This is a genomic window from Thiocapsa bogorovii, from assembly GCF_021228795.1.
GTDB classification, from domain to species: domain Bacteria; phylum Pseudomonadota; class Gammaproteobacteria; order Chromatiales; family Chromatiaceae; genus Thiocapsa; species Thiocapsa bogorovii.
Genome location: NZ_CP089309.1, coordinates 222,552 through 239,378, shown reverse-complemented (window position 1 = coordinate 239,378; position 16,827 = coordinate 222,552). Strand labels below are relative to the sequence as shown.

The following is a 16,827-nucleotide window of genomic DNA, read 5'->3' as shown; positions in this document are numbered from 1 at the left end:
ATGCCGTCACTGACCGCGCCGACGATGGTCGGGCAGAGGCGCCGGAAAGCGAACGTCGCGGCCTGGCGGGCCGCAGACGGCGCTAAGCGTATCGCGTTAGGCGCTCAGGCAGCGAGGGAAGCCGTCCACCTGATCGCAGTCCCCTAGGCCGCCGATGCTGCGGCCCGACCGGGCGCCCCCGCAGATATTGTCCGCGACGCCGGACTTGGCCTTACACTCCTCACTTTGCGTTATAAGTCCACCGACAGGAGCAAGCAGACATGATGCCGGTCGAGGCCGTGGTTCTGGACATCGAGGGTACGACCACCTCAGTCGCGTTCGCCACCGACGTGTTGTACCCCTACGCCCGGGAGCGCCTGCCGAACTACGTCCGCCAGCACCGCAACGAGCCCGAAGTGGCGGCGATCATGGACGAGGCGCGTGAGGCCGGCGGCGTGTGGAACGACGAGGCGGTGGTGGTGCGCATGTGCCATTGGATGGAGCGCGACCAGAAGGTCACGCCGCTGAAGTCCCTACAGGGGCTGATCTGGGAGGAGGGATACCGCAACGGCGAGCTGGTGACACCTCTTTATTCGGACGTGGCCCCGGCGCTGCGGAACTGGCACGCGCGGGGCCTACGGCTCTACATCTACTCGTCGGGCTCGGTCCAAGCGCAGCGGATGATCTACGGCCACACCGCCGCTGGCGACCTGACGCCTCTGTTGTCCGGCTATTTCGACACCCGCACCGGACACAAACGGGAGGTCGGCTCCTACCGGCGTATCGCCGAGGCCATCGGCGTCACTCCCCGGCGTATCCTGTTCCTGTCGGATGTGCGCGAGGAGCTCGACGCCGCCCGCGAGGCGGGCTGGCGAACCGTTTGGGTGGTGCGCGAGGGACTCGCGGGACCGGCTGCGGCCCACCGGCGGGCCACGCGCTTCGACCGGATTCCGCTTTGATGGCACCCAACAGGATTTTATGTGCGTCAGCCGCCCCTCGCACCCGTCTGAGCGTCCACCAGATGATCAGTGCGAACAGCACGTCCAACCCTTCCCCGAGTGCCGCCCGCCAGTTCCGAGCCTCGCGAATGGTCAGCCACACCACCAAGGCTCCCAAACCGACGCCGAGAGCCATGATCCTAAAAAGAGCAGTTAGCGCCCGTCGCGGAGCGTTTTCGGCCCGCGGGCGAGTACACATACCGGCGGTTCGGCGGCTACGCCGGCGCCGGTAACACCGCCGGCGGCTGCAATTGGCGGCCGTTGAGATACTTCACCAGCGCCCGCGAGAGGAGCCGGTACCAGCGTTGCAGGGGACTCAACTGCTCCGCAGTTCGGCGCAGCGTGTTGAAGAAGGCCGTGATCTCGCGGCAGGTCGCCTCCACCCACCCGGCTTCGGCATGGGGATGGCTGATGGTCAGGCGCCTCTGCCCGCCGTGACGGGTCAGTCGTGCCGGTGCGCTGAGCAGCAGCGGGCGGCTGGTGATCGCCTCGGTGTGCCGAGTCGGGTCGGCCAGGCGCACGAACAGGCTCCACCAGTTGTAGGTCAAGGCGGTGATGCGCGCCATGAAGCGGCAGCGCTTGATGTCGCGGGTGGTGAAGCCGCCCCAGCCCCAATGGTTCTTGAGCTCGTCGAAGGGATTCTCCGCGTCGGCGCGATCGCGATAGAGTTGCGCCACGCTCAGGATCTCATGGGGCAGCGAGGTCACCAGCACGGCGTACTCGTAGACGATCGTCTCGTCGGTGAGCTCGGCGAAGCTCAGGCGCAGCTGCTCGGGATCACCCTGCTCGACGACGGCCAGGTCGGCCTTGATGCGCCGGCGCAGCACGACGGCGCGCCGGGCACGGCTCCAGCCCGACAGACGCAGGGTCGTCTCGGCCCCCTGCCAGCCTTGACCGGCATCGCACCACTCGGCATCGCGCATCAGGCGCTCGACGGTCTGCTTGACCTTGGAGGTCATGCGCAGCTTGAACAGATACGGGATCCCCTCCTGCTCGGCCCGTGCCATGTTGGCTTGGGTGCCCCAATCGCGGTCGCCGCGAATGCACAGCGGCCAGTGCGCCCGCGGCAGGCGCGCGAGCAACTCCCACAGCCCCGGCGCGCTGTACTTGGACGCGGTTTGGTTGCCGTCCAGCACCTCCACGTCCAGGATCAGACGCAGACCGGCGACGAAATAGGTGTGGTCGGTGTGCGAAGGGCGCCCCGGCTTGTGCGGGTTGTAGCCCTTGAGCGCACCCTCTTGATGCCCGTAGAGCGGCTTGACCGTCACGTCGGTATCGAGAATCCAGGGCACGCCCGGCACCGGCGCCACGCAGGCGTCCAGGTGGTTCTGCAACCAGGCCACCCCGTCGGCTTCATCGAGCTTGCCGAGGTTGCGGCGCACCGAGTCCTCGCTCACCACCGCCTCCATGCCCAGCAGGGCGGCGTTGATGGTGTCGCCGCGCAGGGCACTGATGTGGGCATCGCGCTGATGCCCGGACAGCACCGCCAGGATGGCGGTACCGAGAACGTCGCGCGTGCTCGGGGCGTTCGGGCTGGTCAGCTTCAGCGGGCAGCTCTCGACCCAGGCATCGAAGCGCCCGCCCAGGCGCAAAAACTCGGTGAAGAACGGCAGCTGCCCCAGCGGGGTGACCGCCGCCTGCGCATCCCACTCGACGTGGACGCGCCCGCCAAACGTGTCCACCGCAACCGGGCCGGCATGCGGTACCAATGCGGTGGTTTCGGGTTCACCCTGCGGGTGAGGGATCGGGTTGCTCATGGGGACCTCCTTGCGCCGATATTTCAGCGGCTTGGATCACTCGAGGCAAGGTTTAACTGCTCTTTTTAGGATGATGGCCCCGGTGATCAACGCGGTGACGGTGTCGTCGCTCAGTCCTTCCATGTGCGTTGTCCGGGTACGCGGTCCGGCCTACCAAAGCGCGGGGGTCATCAACGCCGGCAAACAGCGAATGGTATTCGGGCCGGGGATCCGGGCTAGATCGTTGAGTTCCAGTCCCTGCCAGCCGAAGGCATACTGAAGCGGGTAGGGCGCCCAGTAAGGCTCCGCGGTCCGGGCGTCGAACCCGAAACGGCCGTAGTAGCCGGGATCGCCGTAGACCAACAAGGTCTGGACGCCGCGTGATTGAAGCTCGCCGATGCCGTGCCGCACGATTGACGAGCCGACGCCGTGTTTTTGGCGGGGCGGGCTTACCGCTAGGGGCGCGAGGAGGTATCCCTGCCAGTTCGGGATGCTCTCCATCCAGACCGGGCTGAACGCGACATGCCCGACGATGGCGCCGCTGATCTCCGCAACCAGAGAACAGGTCTCCGGTACGCCGCCCTCCGACAGCAGGTCGATCGCCAAGCCGGCCACGGGGTCACGCTCGGTCTTCGAAAAGGCGCTCAGATACAGAGTGCTAATGGCATCGCGGTCGGCCGATGTTGCCGAGCGAATCAGAATCTGGTTGTCGACGTTCATCGAGGTGGATCTCTGACGGAAGCTGTTTCAGGGCGCTGTTCATCCTAGCCAATCGGGGAAAGGACCATCGGTTCGAGGATGATCCTTGCCGCTCCTCCGCCAGTTCCTGCTCGCACGCCCCGAGCGCCGCGAGCAACACTTCGATCCGTTCGTCCCGACGTGCGATCTCTTCAAGAAGCTCGGCGCATTCGCGTCGGATGTCCCGCGACACCGTCTCCGCCACCATCCAACGCCTGGCGCGCAATCTCCGCCTGGTGATCGATTACTGGCGCATGAACGAGAACTCGCGCCGCCGCCCTCCGGTCCGGCTGGCGCCGGTGGGCGAGAACAGGTTTGCCGTGCCTGCGGGCTGGTTGGGTGTGCCTGCAATCGGCGCGCTTTGCTAGAGTGTTTGGCCGCTGCGTTGTAAGAATGTCCCGTCCCCGATGCCCCGTCGCCCGTCTCCCAAACGCTCTTCGCCGCGCCAATCTCCGCGGCTCTTGCGACTCGCTCGTCTCGTTCCGGTCCTGCTGGGCAGTCTGCACGGACTGCGAAACCTCGGCATCGGGCTGGCCCTCATCGGCTCGGTCTCGTTCCTGCCGGAGTCGCTGGTCCAGACCTGGCCGGAACATGCGCCGCGCGCGATCGCGATGGTCGAGCCGATCTCGATGGATGCGGGCTCGGCGCCTTGGACGGCAGCAGCCGCGCGCAACGGTTCGAGGCCGAGCACGTCTTCCCGGCATCCCAGTTCGGCAATTATCGACGCTTTTGGCGCGAGCCCGCCGCCTTTTTCCAGTGCCGAGGCGACGGCGGAAACCCCCTGTCGTGACGCGCCTGCTGCGAGCGCGTCGACTCGACGTTCGTTACGGCCCACAACGATCTGCACCACCTCGTCCCGGCGGTCGGTGCGATCAACGCGGCGCGCTCCGACTTCAACTGGGGCGCGCTGCGCTCCGGGCAGCGTCTGGGCGACTGCCCGATCCGTTTCGATCCGATCCTACGCCGGGTTCAACCCCCCGACGCGGTTCGTGGCGAGATTGCTCGGACCATGTTCTACATGCGCGATACCTACGGCTTTCGGCTGAGTCGGCAGGACGAGAAGCTCTATGCGGTCTGGAACAACGCCGATCCGCCCGATGCGTGGGAGATCGAGCGCAACCGGCGGATCCGGCGCTTGCAGGGTAAGGGAAACCGCTATGTGGAGGACTATCGGACGTTGTGACGGGTGTGATGAATCGGATGGTTCGAGCACTCTGTCGCCGACGATCGGGAGCGTGCTCCTCTCAATCCGTCCCCGATTCATGCGCGATATGCGACTCGATCAGAGCGTTCCGGTAAGGCACGGCAAACAACGCGGGCTGTCCGCCCGTGTGCCAAAACAGGATGCGTGCATCGCGCGGGAAGAAGCCCCCGCGGATGAGATCCAGCAGACCGCCGGCGGCGCGCCCGGTGTAGACCGGATCCAGCAGGATGCCTTCGGTGCGGGCGAAAACCCGGATCGCCTCGCGCTCGAGCTCGGTCATCACACCGTAGCCGGGTCCGCAGTAGCGGTCGTCGACCTTCACGTCAGCGGCATCGAAGGCGATGCGTGGGCCCAGTGCTGCGCTTGCGTCGCTCGCCAGTGCAGCGGCGTGTGACTTCAGCGCGGATGCCGGTTCGTCGATGCTGATCCCGAGCACTGTTCCGCGGTAGCCGAAGACACGCTGCCCCAAGACCAGTCCGGCCTGGGTACCGCCGCTGGAGGTGGCGAAGACCATCCAATCGACCTCGATCCCCTGAGCCATGACCTCCTGCATCGCAAAGGTATAGCCCAGCGCTCCGGTCGGGTTGCTGCCGCCGTAGGGGACCAAGTATGGGGCCTGACCCTGCGCCGCGGCGGTTTCGACGGTCTCCTGCAGGAGACGATCGCGGTCGCGCCGATCGGGCGTCGCAACGATCCGCGCATCCAGAAGTTGATCGAGCAGCAGATTGCCGGACGCTTCGGCGGGGCGCTCGCCGGTCAACACCAGGATGCAATCCATCCCGCAGCGGGCCGCCGCCGCGGCGGTCTGGCGACAGTGGTTGGACTGCCAGGCGCCTGCCGTGACAAGGGTTCGGGCACCCTGCAACTGCGCTTCGGCCACCAGGAACTCCAGCTTGCGGGTCTTGTTGCCGCCGAGCGCGAGGCCGGTCTGATCGTCGCGTTTGATGAAGAGTCGAGGACCGCCGAGCAGGGCCGAAAGCCGCGGCAGCGGCTCGATGGGTGTGGGCAGGTGCGCCAGGCTTAGGCGGGGAATGGATGCAGCGGTCATCGGGTGCTTCTCCGAAGAATGAGAGCGTGATCGCGGACCGCACCGATGATGCAATGGCTTGGTCGGGGGTTTCCAGGCTCGTGCCGAGCGTTTCTCACCCGGTCAGTCGGTCACCGCCGAGCCGGTCCAACCGGCCATGCGCCATGTTGATAGAATGCATCTTCTCTCTCGCGAGCATCGCCGTCATTGGCTTCCAGAACCTCTGGACCATTCGTCACATGGGGGTGCTCGCCAGCGGAATGCTCGCGACCGCCACCTGGTTCAGCGTGCTGATCCGCAAGCCCTTCACGCTTGATTATGCCCGTACCCACACGGATCGGTCACTCTGGAACGACCCGGTATTTCTGCGCATGAACTTTATCCTAACCTCGGCCTGGGGCACGATCTTCACGCTCAACGCGCTGCTCGCCTTCGGCAAGATGGAATCCGTCCTGCTCCAGCCCTGGCAGTACGAGACCATCAGCTATGTGCTGCTGGTCTGCGGCGCGATCTTGACCACCTGGTATCCGAATCGGATCAGGTCCCGCGCGGCGCGCACCGCGCGTGAGCGGGGGAGCGAGGAGTCCGTTCGATCATGACTGCCTCCCTCGCCCTCATCACCGGCGGTGCGCAAGGTATCGGGCGCGCCCTGGCACAATCGTTCCTGGCCGAAGGGTGGCTGGTGGTGGTGCTCGACCGCGATGCCGAAGCCATCGACGAACTGACCGCCGATCTGGGGAGTCCCGCATTGCTCGGGCTGGCGACCGACGAGGGTGAGGAGACTGCGGTCGCTGCTGCCTTCGCCGCACTCCAGACATGGCTGGACCGGGCGGGCGAGCCTGCCGGTCTGAATCTGTTGGTGAACAACGCCGGTCTCGCCGATCCGGTGAGCGGCCCGCTCGAAGCGCTCTCGCTCGGGGGTTGGCGGCGCTGGCTGGACGGTCACCTGACCGGGGCCTTCCTCTGCACCCGCGCGGCCATCCCACGGTTGCGCGTGCGCCGGGGCGCCATTGTCAACATCGCCTCCACCCGTGCACTACAATCGGAGCTCCACTGTGAAGCCTATGCCGCGGCTAAGGGCGGGCTCCTGGCCTTCACCCATGCCGCGGCGATCAGTCTCGGGCCGCTGATCCGCGTCAATGCCGTCAGCCCCGGCTGGATCGAGACGGGCCCCCTCCAGAAGTCGGCCCACCGGCGTGCCCCGGACCACCGCCCGCTCGACCAGGCCCAGCATGCCGTCGGCCGCGTGGGCGAGCCTGCCGACATCGTGGCGGCGGTCCGCTTCCTCGCCAGCCCGAGTGCGGGGTTCATCACCGGCCAGAACCTGGTTGTCGATGGCGGTATGACCCGCACCATGATCTATGCGGAGTGAGCTAGAGGCGGTGCGTGGGACACCTCAGCCGCACTTGGGCGGCGGACCGGGCTACCCCGTGGGCCATCCCGGGCGGCGCCTCAAGGACTAGGGACTACCTGGGCGAGTTGCGTCGCGAGCTCGGCGATGCGGCTGTTCCCGTACCGGTCGAAGGTCTTTCCGGACCCGCCGGCTGGGATGCGGAGACCGGTCAGCTCACGGTCTTCGAAGGGCCGTACCAGATCATCCTGACAACCACCGGGCGGTTTGCCGGAGAACTGAATCGTGCAAGCGAACCGTTACGGCTATGCCTGCTTTCTGCGCCGGTCGCTGAACAAGGCGCGCCACGATCGTTGGAGCTTATGAAACATCACTTCCGTCTCGCGCCGATGACGATCGACGTGCTGGTGCTGACGCTCGTGCTGCTGCTGGTCCCCGTGGTCATTCTCATCGCGATGCTGATGCTCTCGCTGTCCCTGCTCGTTCCGCTGCTGTTGATCTGTCTGGCTTATGCCTGGGTCTGGCTGCGCTTTCGTCCGAGCGCTTTTATCCTGGATGATGAGGGCTTGGAGGTGGTCTGGCCCCTGAAACGTCGCCGCATCCGACGTGCCGACATTCGGGATGTCCACTTGACCGATCGTCTCGCGTTGCGGCGCGATCTGGGTTGGCGGTTCCGGGTGGGGGCCGGCGGGGTCGGTGTTTCGGCGGGTGCTCGAGGTGTATTTCGGGGGTGAGGCGGATGGGAGGACGGTGGTGTTGCTCGGGTCCGAGTCAGGCAAGGAATGAGGGGGCGAGCCGGATCCGGGCGCTAGACATGTCAGTTTCTTGGAAACCCCGATAACACCGCGGATCGCCATATGTCACCCGGCAGCCCAGGCTCGGACGTGTCAATCAACATGGTGCGTCCTGCTCGATTTCCTGCCCACTACCTTGACGGCCTCCCGCGCTTTCGGCGGGGCCATCAAGACCGATCGGAGGGCAAGAGCCCGCGATGGCGAAGAGGCCATCACCGGTGCAGGAAGCTCGTCGATGTCCGCCTCGGACAGGATCCCGCCAAGGACGTCGGTAGGGTGATCGCCACGCGCGTGGCGACTGCCGCGCGTCTCTCCAATGGCTGAGGATTAGTGATGCGTCGAGATCGCACTCTTGTCGTTGTGGTAAATGGCGTATAGCGTGACGCCAACTGGCGATATTGATGGAGCGTAGGGTCATGACGAACACGGTGACCGGGAGCACTATCCCGCCCTATCCCCAAGCGGCCGATCTCTTGAAGGTCTTGCAGACTCCGGCACCCCAGCTGATCGAGCGGGTGCGCCGCGGCCGGCCCTTCACCGAGCTGGAGGCCCTGCGCGAACCCTTGGGTCTGTCGCTGCAGGAGCGGGCTGCCTATGCCGGCATTCCGAGCCTTACCCTGGTGCGGCGCCGTCAAGCCGGTCGTCTGGATCCGGCCGAATCGGAGCGCGTGCTGCGCATCGAGCGACTCTTGGTATTGGCGACCGAGATGCTGCGCGACGTCGAGCGCAACCTGATGCTGAATCCGGTCCATCCCGGCTTCGCCGACGCCGTGGAGATCGGCGAACCGCAAAGGTTGGTCCTGGACCGGCGTCTGCTCGAGGCAGCACCCACTTGAACGGTTCCCCGGAACGACGATGGGGACCCGAGGTGTTTTCAAGCGCCGCTCCGGCGTCCGGCTCGGCAGGTCGTGGAGCCAGATCTCGATCTACGGAGCGGCGGGGCAGCTGCCGAGGTCGATCGGCCAACGGCAGGGATCACGCAAACCGAGGAAGACGATTCGCGACTCGACGCGGCTTGCCGGAACGCCGATCCGGCAAGATCCTGTCGTCTCACGCGAGCGCGAGAAAGAGCGAGCGGCGCCGCAGGCTCTGCGGCGTTGACCTCGTCAAACTTGCCTGGTAGATTCTCGTGCCGATGCGGGCGCATAGCTCAGCGGGAGAGCACTGCCTTCACACGGCAGGGGTCGGTGGTTCGATCCCACCTGCGCCCACCAATGCAAACGAAAACTTAGGAGCCGGCCTCGCGCCGGCTCTTTTGTCCGGGCGCGAACCTCGCACACCTTGACCAACGTAGAGACAGCGTCGGGCCGAACCGCGACCGCTGCCCGACCAAACATTCTGGCCACGACCGGTCCGCTTCAGTCGACTGCTCACCTCCGCTCCACGCGTCAGGCGCATGATTCGAGGCACCCCTCCACCGCCGATTATCGGCAACCGTCCCCGTCTGTTGTTGGGCTAGCGTTGTCAAGGGTACAACCGCATCCCGACCGCCTGACAGCCAACAAAGAGCGTTTTGCTCCGAAGGCCGGTCGGACGCAGTCAGTAGACCTGGTGCGAACGTCGTCGTGCGATCAAGAACCGGCGAAACCGCCGGGATCCATTGCCGCGGTTCCTCTTGCCGGTCCCTCGATGACCAGCTCGCAGGCGTCGCTTGCTTCATTGGTGGCCAAGTCGAGCCAACAAAAGTCCACATTTCTCCAGCGCGTCGGCCCCTGTTCCGCGAGAGGATGATAGGCCATGATTGCGGTTCAACACATCTGTCAACCGTCGCTGAAGTGTCGTCAAACTCAATCGCTATCGAGGCCTAATGTCCGCTGATAATGTGTTTTTCGTTCCCGTCCGGGATCTGTGTCAACGCGATGTCGCGACCTGCGAGCATGACGAGTCGCTGGTGACTGCCGCCGAGATGATGAGCGAGCGGAATATTTCGAGCATCGTCGTGTGCTCGGATCAGGTTCCGGTCGGCATCGTGACGGACCGCGACCTGCGCAACAAGGTGGTGGCACGGGGGCAGGATCCCGGAGAGCTGCGCGTGAGCGACATCATGAACAGCCCGCTGGTGACGATCGGCGAGAACGACTACCTCTTCGAGGCGCTCCATCTCATGAGTCGGCGGCGAATCCACCGGCTGTGTGTGGTGGATGCGAGCGGTGCGCTCTGCGGCATCGTGACGGATTCCGACGCCTTGCGGCTGCAAAGTCGCTCGCCGCAGCAGTTGGTGAAGGAGATCGAGGAGGCGGCCGACGTCGAGGATCTAAAGGTCCTGCACGAGAAGCTGGAGAAGCTCGTGGTGCATTTGGCGGGCACGGGCGTGGCGACCAAGGATCTCGTGCAGACGGTGGCCCATCTGAATGATCGTATCCTGGTGCGTCTGATCGAGTTGGTGCGCACCGCGCGCTACCCGGATCTCACCGATCGCTTTGCCTTCCTCGCACTGGGGAGCGAAGGTCGGCAAGAGCAGACACTCTCCACGGATCAGGACAACGCGATCGTCTACGCGGACGATCTCACGGGGGAAGAGCGCGAACGCCTCGCGGCCTTCAGTGTCGACCTGATCGACCATCTCATCGGGATCGGCGTGCCGGCATGCCCCGGCGGCATCATGGCGAAGAACGAGGCGTGGCGGCGCAGTCTTTCCGACTGGAAACGTGTCCTGGAGAGATGGCTGCGGACGCCGTCGCCCGAGAACATCCTCTCGGGAAGCATGTTTTTCGACCTTCGCACCCTTTACGGAGACGCGAGCTTCGAGGCCGACCTGAAGGCCCACATCACGGCGCAGTTGCGCGCGAACAATCTTTTTCTCGCCTACAGCGCGGCCAATGCGGTCAATTTCAAGCCGCCGTTGGGGGTCTTCGGGGGGATCAAGGCTGAGCGGAGCGGACCGCACCGCGGAAGCATCGAGCTGAAGAAGGCCGGTATCTTTCCGATTACCGAGGGGGTCAAAGCGATGGCGCTGCAGGCGGGTGTCGGCGACGGCGGTACCCGCGGCCGCGTGCTCGGATTGCAGGCGGTCGAGATCCTGCGTGCGGAGCAGGCGGAGAGCCTGATCGCAGCCTTGGATTTTCTGGTGACCCTTCGCCTGCGCGCGCAGTTGCTCGCGCTCGAAGAGGGCCGCGAGCCGACGAACTACCTACCGCTCGAGCGCCTGAATCGGATCGAGGAGGGGCGTTTGAAGCTTGCGCTCGAGGAGGTCGGGCACTTTCAAGGCTTTTTGCGAAGCCGCTTCCATCTCAATCAGATCGGGCGCTGAACCGGGTCTCGGAGTGAGCGTGCTTGTCTCGCGGGACGGGGCGGTGCTTGGGGCTGACTCGAGAGAGCGGGTACGGGGATGATGGGGCGACCCTCGGTCGCCCCGCGTCGTTGTCATTCGCCAGCGCGCGGTCGACGGTGTGTACGGGCGACTTCAGTCGTCGTGGCACGTCTGTCGATCCACCTCAGGGTGTCGTTTTACGCCGTCGATCTTGCTGTTGTCCGTTCCCGGTCGCGCTCAATCACAGTGCTGTCCGGGCGGCGCCTCCAGCTCCAAGATCTCCATCCTGTAGTTTCCGCAGGGGTTCTCGATGGTCGGACCCTGGGTCAGCAACACCAAGCCTTCGCGGATCCCACGCTCGTAAAGCCAGTGTCGCACGAAGCTCGACCAGTCGGAACGGTCGGCCTCGACCTGAATCGGGTGGATGCCGTAGGAGAACTGAAGGGCTTGGCACGTAGCGGTATTCGGACTGAAGGCGATGATCCAGACCGGGAGCCGGAAGCGCGCGACATTGCGGGGCGTGCTTCCCGTCTGGGTGGGGGCGACGACCGCCTGCGGGGCGCTGTCCTTGATGGTGTGATAGACGCTTGAGGCGATCAGGTCGACGGCGCGCATCCGCCCCGAACCGTGGAATCCGTCCATCGTGCGCACGAAGGGCTGTTTGCTGCGCTCGGGCTCGACGTGGGTCGCGATGCTCGCCAGCATGGCGACGGACTCGATCGGATAGCGCCCCATGGCCGATTCGGCGGAGAGCATGACGCAGTCGGTTCCGCCCAGGATCGCGTTGGCGACATCGGTCGCCTCGGCGCGGGTCGGGCGGCGGAAGGTCACCATGGATTCGAGCATCTGTGTGGCGGTGATCACGGGCTTGCCAAAGCGATTGGCGAGCTCCGTGATTTGCTTCTGCACCACGGCGATCCGCTCGATGGGAATCTCTACGCCGAGATCGCCGCGGGCGACCATGATCCCGTCTGCTGCCCGCAGGATGGCTTCGAGATTGTCGAGCGCGTCGGCGCGCTCGATTTTGGCAATGATGAAGGGCGCATAGCCGATGGCGTCGGCCGCGCGGCGCACGGCAAGGATGTCGTCGTCCGTGGCCACGAAGGATTGACTCACCGCATCGAGACCGTGTTCGGCGGCAAAGCGCAGCCAGCCGTGATCGTCCTCGGTGAAGGCACTGATGCCGAGATTGATGCCCGGAAAGTTCAACCCTTTGCGCGAGCGCAGCTCACCGCCGACTCGCACGCTGCAGCGGATCTCCGAGCCCTCGATCTCGAGCACCTTCAGCAGGATGAATCCGTCGTTGAGAAAGAGCCGGTCACCCGGCTGCACCGCCGCCGGGAGGTCGAGAAAGCTCATGGAGACTCGCGACTTGTCGCCGATGATGTCCTCGGTCGTGAGGGTGATGATGTCGTCGCGGGACAGCTCGACCGGCTCCTCGGCCAGATCGCCGATGCGCATCTTCGGGCCGGGCAGGTCCCCCATAATGGCGACACGTCGCCCGGTGGCTGCCGCGGCCTCGCGGATACGCCCGATCAGCGCTCCGTGATAGTGCGGATCGCCGTGGGAGAAGTTCAATCGGGCCACGTTCATGCCGGCCTCGATCAAGGCTTGGAGCATCTCGGGCGAATCCGACGCCGGGCCGATCGTCGCGACGATCTTGGTCTTGTGGTTGGGCAGCTGCATGTCTGGATCTCTTACTGCTAGAGGATTTGGTGCTCGGGTGATTCGGTCGGGGCCTTGGGCGGGACCGAGTCGAGCATGGCCGGTTGGTCAGCATCTAAGCACAACCCGCGCCAGATGTCAGATTTCGATCGGGTGCGAGTGCCGGCGCGCGTGCAGGTTGCTCGTCGGGTCATTCCGAATGCACACTCCGCCGATCGCCCGGCGCCCGAAAGCGCGCGGCTGTTGTCGTTATAGCGACGCACCGTGATGTTTGTGTGTCGTCGAGTCGAGGTGTGGGTCGGACTTCCGTCCGGCCGTGATGCAGCGGGAGGGCGTCGGACTGAAGTCCGACCCACGGCAGAGCAGATCGACTCTTGCGGCTTAACCTGACGGGACTTGTTGGGAACTGCTGCTGTGTCGACATGTGGCGCAAGGCGCCGCAGGGTAGACGTGACGCCTCGGAGTGGGCGTCACGGCTTGCTTGAGGTTTGGGTGAGCGGCCGCATCGGCGACGTCGCCCTACCCGTCGTCACGAGATCGACGCCAGGCCAGGATCGCCGCTCGGTCGGTCTCCTGATCTTGTGCGTAGAGGCGTTTCAGCTCGGCCCGATCGGCCTCGGGCGCATCCCGCAGGAGACCTGCGACCGTGAGTGGCGATCCGTCCCGCAACACTGCGCCTGCGGTGACCTCGGCCAGGTAGGTGGTGCGGTCGCCGATGTCCATGCGCGCCTCGACCCGACAATCCATCCACGAGATCGCACCCTCGATCAAGGGCGAGCCCGCGGGTGTTTGGCGCGGCTGCAAGTCGGCGAATTTGTCGACCCGGTGTCCCGAGGCGAGCCCGAAGCGCCGAACGCTCGCGATGTCGTCGGCCGCGAGGAGCTGCAGCGCGAAGGATCCGCTCGCCTCGATGAGGCCCCAGGTGTGGTGGTGTTTGGCGATCGCGACCAGCATCCGCGGGATCTCGTGGACGATGGATGCGCGGGTTGCGGCGGTGGCGATGAAGCCGCCTCGGCGCGCCCCGTCGCACGCGGTGACGAGCCATAAGGGCGGGTCGTAGAGATGAAAGACTGCGTTGATCGCGGCGTGGTTCGCGGAGCTCATGGAGTCAAAGCCGGCCCTGCACCGCCAGTTTGCCCCCGGTAGGGCTCCGAGCCAACACGGCTCGATGTCAGACGGACGGGAGGCACGGAACCAGGCTGTCGAGCTTCTCGGTGATGCTCTGCTCGATCCGCTCTTTGAAGGGTCTGAGCAGGAGTCCGAGCGAGACCTCGAGGATCAGCAAGGTTTCGGTGACCTCGACACAGCCCCTCGCGCCCGGCCGCGTGAAATCGAGCCGGTTGCCGTCCCACGCACATCTGGCATCGAGCTCCTCGGCGATCACGGCAGCGAGTGCCTCGATCTGGTCGAGCGCCCGATCGAGGCCCAATGCATGCTCGCGTTCGATGAAGATATCCGCCATGCCACTATTGTTGGTCCGCGTCGGAAGTCGGTCAAGGTATCGGCGAAAGAGGTCGAGTCATGTCGACGGGTCGCCCTCGATGTCCAGATAGGCTTCGGGCACGAAGCGCGGGGTACAGATGGCCAGGAAGACGAGGTCGCCGTCCCCCGTATTGGCGATCCGTTGGCCCTGATCGGCGGGGATGTAGACCAGATCACCCGGTCCGACGGACTGAGGCGGGAGGCCCTCCACCTCGACGCGTCCGGACCCCGAGAGGATCAGATAGCGCTCGGCGATCCGGGCAAGACGATGCAGGCGTGTCGTGACGCCGGGCTGGACCCGTGCGCGGGCAATGGACACCGCCGGATCATCCGCGCGATTCCAGGTCTCGAGGATGAAGCAGCCTTCGTCCGTGAAGAACTCGTCGGCCTCGCGGGGCGTGTGGATCAGGCCGAGTGTCCGGCTCATGCGCGCCCCGTCGCGCGTCGATAGGCCGCGGAGCGTCGGTCACCGCCGCGTTGACGCGGTAAGGCGCGCCGGTTGAGCTGCGTCTCGATCGACTCGCAGAAGGTCTCGTCGCCGAGCACCCAGGCCTTGTTGGTAGCATCCCGAATCCGGGTCAGGAGCGCCGCTTCCAGCGGCTTCTCGGCCTGCGCGGCATAGGCGGCTCGGCGGGTCTTCGGGCTGCGCCCGAGTCGATCGTATTCCGCGTGCGGCGTCACCAAGGGGTCGTCCTCTCCGAGTGCGTTCGCCGCGTAGCTCGACCATCCGTAGTCGCCGACGCTCCTAACCAGCCCGGCCCGCACCGGATTGGACTCCACATAGTGACTGACCGGGAGCAGAAACTGTTTGGGGTCGAGCAGTGTGGCCCGATAGCGCCCTTCCCAGAGTGTGCCCGTGCGCTCGTAGCGGGCATTGAAGTGCTGGACGTAGTAGCGGCCGACATACTGCATCAACTTGCCGACACCGTTTTCCAATCGCGGCGTGAGCAGGAGATGGAAGTGATTGGGCATCAGGACGTAGGCATGCAGATCACACTGGAATTTCTCGGCGGCGGCGCCGATTTTTTCCCACATGAACCAGTAGTCTTCCTCCTCGTAAAGGATGCGTTCGCGATTGTTTCCGCGCTGGATGACATGCTGCGGATAGCCGGGCAGGACGAATCGGGGCAGGCGTGCCATGGTTAGGGTCGGAGCCGGTTGGTTGACCTACTTCTGAGTATAGAACCGATCGGGAAAGACAACAGGGATCAGGTGCGACGGCGGTTTGACCCGATCGACGCCGATTGCAACATCCGCACGCGCTCGCTCCGGCGGCGTATACTTACCGATTTTTCCGGACGGATGCCAAGATGCTCGACATCAACCCGATCGCCTACCAAATCAGTGACCTCAAGGGACGCGTCGAGTCCCTTAGGGGGTATCTTTGACTATCCCGAGCGCAAAGAGCGTTTAACCGAGGTCCTGCGCGAGCTGGAAGACCCGACGGTCTGGAACGATCCGGAACGTGCCCAGACGCTCGGGCGCGAGCGTGCGACGCTCGAGGCCATCGTGCTCACGATCGACGAGCTCACCACCGGGCTCGTCGATGCCGACGATCTTCTGGCGATGGCCGCCGAGGAACAGGACGAGGAGACGCTCGCCGCGGTGGCGAAGGACTTGGACCAGCAAGAGTCGAAGGTCGCCGAGCTTGAGTTTCGCCGCATGTTCGCGGGCGAAATGGATGCGAAAAACGCGTATGTCGATATCCAGGCCGGATCGGGCGGGACCGAGGCGCAGGACTGGGCCGAGATGCTGTTGCGCATGTATCTGCGCTGGGGCGAGCGTCGCGGCTTCAAGACCGAGCTGCTCGAGGTCTCGCCCGGCGAGGTCGCGGGCATCAAATCGGCGACCATCCAATTCTCGGGCGACTACGCCTTCGGCTGGTTGCGCACCGAGACCGGCGTGCATCGTCTGGTGCGCAAGTCGCCGTTCGACTCGGGTAACCGCCGCCACACCTCGTTTGCCGCCGTCTTCGTCTCGCCCGAGGTCGACGATACCGTCAATATCGAGATCAACCCCGCGGACCTGCGGATCGACGTCTACCGTGCGAGCGGCGCCGGCGGCCAGCACGTCAACCGGACCGAGTCCGCGGTGCGCATCACCCACAATCCGACCGGGATCGTGGTGCAGTGCCAGACCGATCGGTCGCAGCACAAGAACAAAGACCATGCGATGAAGCAGCTCAAGGCCAAGCTCTACGAGCTCGAGATGCAGAATCGGCGGGCCAATCAGCAGGCGATCGAAGACACCAAGTCGGACATCGGGTGGGGCAGCCAGATTCGCTCCTATGTGCTGGATCAATCGAGGATCAAGGATCTTCGGACAAACGTGGAGATCGCCAATACTCAATCGGTATTGGACGGTAATCTGGATCCTTTTATCGAGGCGAGCCTGAAGAGCGGCCTCTAAGATTGAACCGCGTCCAGGTGTCTTCCGAGACCGGGGATACGGCCGCGGCGTCGCGGTCTCCAGGGCGCCCCGAGCCGACGCGGTTCAAGATGTTAAACATTTCATTTCTTAAACCGCTTCTGCTCGGACGCACGTTGGCGTGCGGGGCACTCGACGATGCGTCGATGTCAGCGTGTCGTGCCGGAAGCGGTTTA

At 65.0% G+C, this 16,827-nt stretch carries 18 protein-coding genes and 1 tRNA gene; 10 read left to right on the top strand and 9 right to left on the bottom strand.

Annotated elements, in window-relative coordinates; translation table 11 throughout:
- The first annotated feature begins 260 nt into the window (after positions 1-260).
- The gene (gene mtnC / locus LT988_RS01090; protein ID WP_232408437.1) at positions 261-938 is read left to right on the top strand and encodes an acireductone synthase; all 678 of its coding nucleotides are present in this window, start codon (positions 261-263) and stop codon (positions 936-938) included.
- 254 nt (positions 939-1,192) lie between these two features.
- On the opposite strand, the gene LT988_RS01085 is transcribed toward mtnC, so the two are convergent.
- Entirely contained in the window at positions 1,193-2,734 is a 1,542-nt protein-coding gene (locus tag LT988_RS01085; protein WP_232408436.1) for a transposase, read from the bottom strand.
- Positions 2,735-2,884: 150 nt separating this feature from the next.
- Complete coding sequence (locus LT988_RS01080) at positions 2,885-3,433, bottom strand: GNAT family N-acetyltransferase (protein WP_232408435.1); 549 nt, start codon at positions 3,431-3,433, stop codon at positions 2,885-2,887.
- A 197-nt stretch (positions 3,434-3,630) separates the two neighbouring features.
- On the opposite strand from LT988_RS01080, the gene LT988_RS01075 reads away from it, so the two are divergent.
- The gene (locus LT988_RS01075) at positions 3,631-3,819 is read left to right on the top strand and encodes a hypothetical protein (RefSeq protein ID WP_232408434.1); all 189 of its coding nucleotides are present in this window, start codon (positions 3,631-3,633) and stop codon (positions 3,817-3,819) included.
- Here LT988_RS01075 and LT988_RS01070 read toward each other — a convergent pair.
- Positions 3,816-4,298 (bottom strand): hypothetical protein, encoded by a 483-nt coding sequence (locus tag LT988_RS01070; protein ID WP_232408433.1) that lies wholly within the window; start codon positions 4,296-4,298, stop codon positions 3,816-3,818. The two genes, LT988_RS01075 and LT988_RS01070, sit on opposite strands and share 4 nt — an antisense overlap.
- Between LT988_RS01070 and LT988_RS01065 the strand changes: the two genes are divergently transcribed.
- Positions 4,293-4,634 carry an endonuclease gene (locus LT988_RS01065; protein WP_332460593.1) on the top strand — a complete coding sequence of 114 codons (342 nt, stop codon included), beginning with the start codon at positions 4,293-4,295 and terminating at the stop codon, positions 4,632-4,634. The genes LT988_RS01070 and LT988_RS01065 overlap by 6 nt on opposite strands.
- A 61-nt stretch (positions 4,635-4,695) precedes the next feature.
- Here LT988_RS01065 and LT988_RS01060 read toward each other — a convergent pair whose 3' ends face one another.
- A complete protein-coding gene (locus LT988_RS01060) occupies positions 4,696-5,703 on the bottom strand; it encodes a D-cysteine desulfhydrase family protein (RefSeq protein WP_232408432.1) in 1,008 nt (335 codons plus the stop codon).
- A 143-nt stretch (positions 5,704-5,846) separates the two neighbouring features.
- Here LT988_RS01060 and LT988_RS01055 point away from each other — a divergent pair, with 143 nt between their 5' ends.
- The 6 genes from LT988_RS01055 (at position 5,847) to LT988_RS01030 (ending at position 11,077) form a co-directional block, all read left to right on the top strand.
- A complete protein-coding gene (locus tag LT988_RS01055; RefSeq protein WP_232408431.1) occupies positions 5,847-6,281 on the top strand; it encodes a hypothetical protein in 435 nt (144 codons plus the stop codon).
- Positions 6,278-7,054, top strand: coding sequence for an SDR family oxidoreductase (locus LT988_RS01050; RefSeq protein ID WP_232408430.1), 777 nt, complete (start codon positions 6,278-6,280; stop codon positions 7,052-7,054). The genes LT988_RS01055 and LT988_RS01050 overlap by 4 nt, the downstream gene beginning before the upstream one ends.
- Before the next feature lie 14 nt (positions 7,055-7,068).
- A complete protein-coding gene (locus LT988_RS01045; RefSeq protein WP_232408429.1) occupies positions 7,069-7,767 on the top strand; it encodes a hypothetical protein in 699 nt (232 codons plus the stop codon).
- 476 nt (positions 7,768-8,243) lie between these two features.
- Positions 8,244-8,663: an antitoxin Xre-like helix-turn-helix domain-containing protein gene (locus LT988_RS01040; protein ID WP_232408428.1), complete on the top strand. Its 420-nt coding sequence runs from the start codon at positions 8,244-8,246 to the stop codon at positions 8,661-8,663.
- A gap of 303 nt (positions 8,664-8,966) precedes the next feature.
- Positions 8,967-9,041: transfer RNA gene (locus LT988_RS01035), tRNA-Val, on the top strand.
- A gap of 593 nt (positions 9,042-9,634) precedes the next feature.
- A complete protein-coding gene (locus tag LT988_RS01030) occupies positions 9,635-11,077 on the top strand; it encodes a DUF294 nucleotidyltransferase-like domain-containing protein (protein ID WP_232408427.1) in 1,443 nt (480 codons plus the stop codon).
- A 237-nt stretch (positions 11,078-11,314) separates the two neighbouring features.
- On the opposite strand, the gene pyk is transcribed toward LT988_RS01030, so the two are convergent.
- From pyk to LT988_RS01005, 5 genes are all read right to left on the bottom strand, one after another.
- Entirely contained in the window at positions 11,315-12,763 is a 1,449-nt protein-coding gene (gene pyk, locus LT988_RS01025) for a pyruvate kinase (protein WP_232408426.1), read from the bottom strand.
- A 498-nt stretch (positions 12,764-13,261) separates the two neighbouring features.
- Entirely contained in the window at positions 13,262-13,846 is a 585-nt protein-coding gene (locus LT988_RS01020) for a flavin reductase family protein (RefSeq protein ID WP_232408425.1), read from the bottom strand.
- A gap of 67 nt (positions 13,847-13,913) precedes the next feature.
- Entirely contained in the window at positions 13,914-14,204 is a 291-nt protein-coding gene (locus LT988_RS01015) for a polyhydroxyalkanoic acid system family protein (protein WP_232408424.1), read from the bottom strand.
- Positions 14,205-14,261: 57 nt separating this feature from the next.
- Positions 14,262-14,651: a cupin domain-containing protein gene (locus tag LT988_RS01010; protein ID WP_232408423.1), complete on the bottom strand. Its 390-nt coding sequence runs from the start codon at positions 14,649-14,651 to the stop codon at positions 14,262-14,264.
- Entirely contained in the window at positions 14,648-15,364 is a 717-nt protein-coding gene (locus LT988_RS01005) for a transposase (RefSeq protein ID WP_232408422.1), read from the bottom strand. Before LT988_RS01005 ends, LT988_RS01010 begins: the two co-directional genes overlap by 4 nt.
- A gap of 170 nt (positions 15,365-15,534) precedes the next feature.
- On the opposite strand from LT988_RS01005, the gene prfB reads away from it, so the two are divergent.
- Positions 15,535-16,633, top strand: a protein-coding gene (prfB, locus tag LT988_RS01000; protein ID WP_232408421.1) for a peptide chain release factor 2 whose coding sequence is annotated in 2 segments (ribosomal slippage) — positions 15,535-15,609 and positions 15,611-16,633 — 1,098 coding nt in all. Because the reading frame shifts where the segments join, the coding sequence is not laid out codon by codon here.
- Positions 16,634-16,827 lie beyond the last annotated feature (194 nt).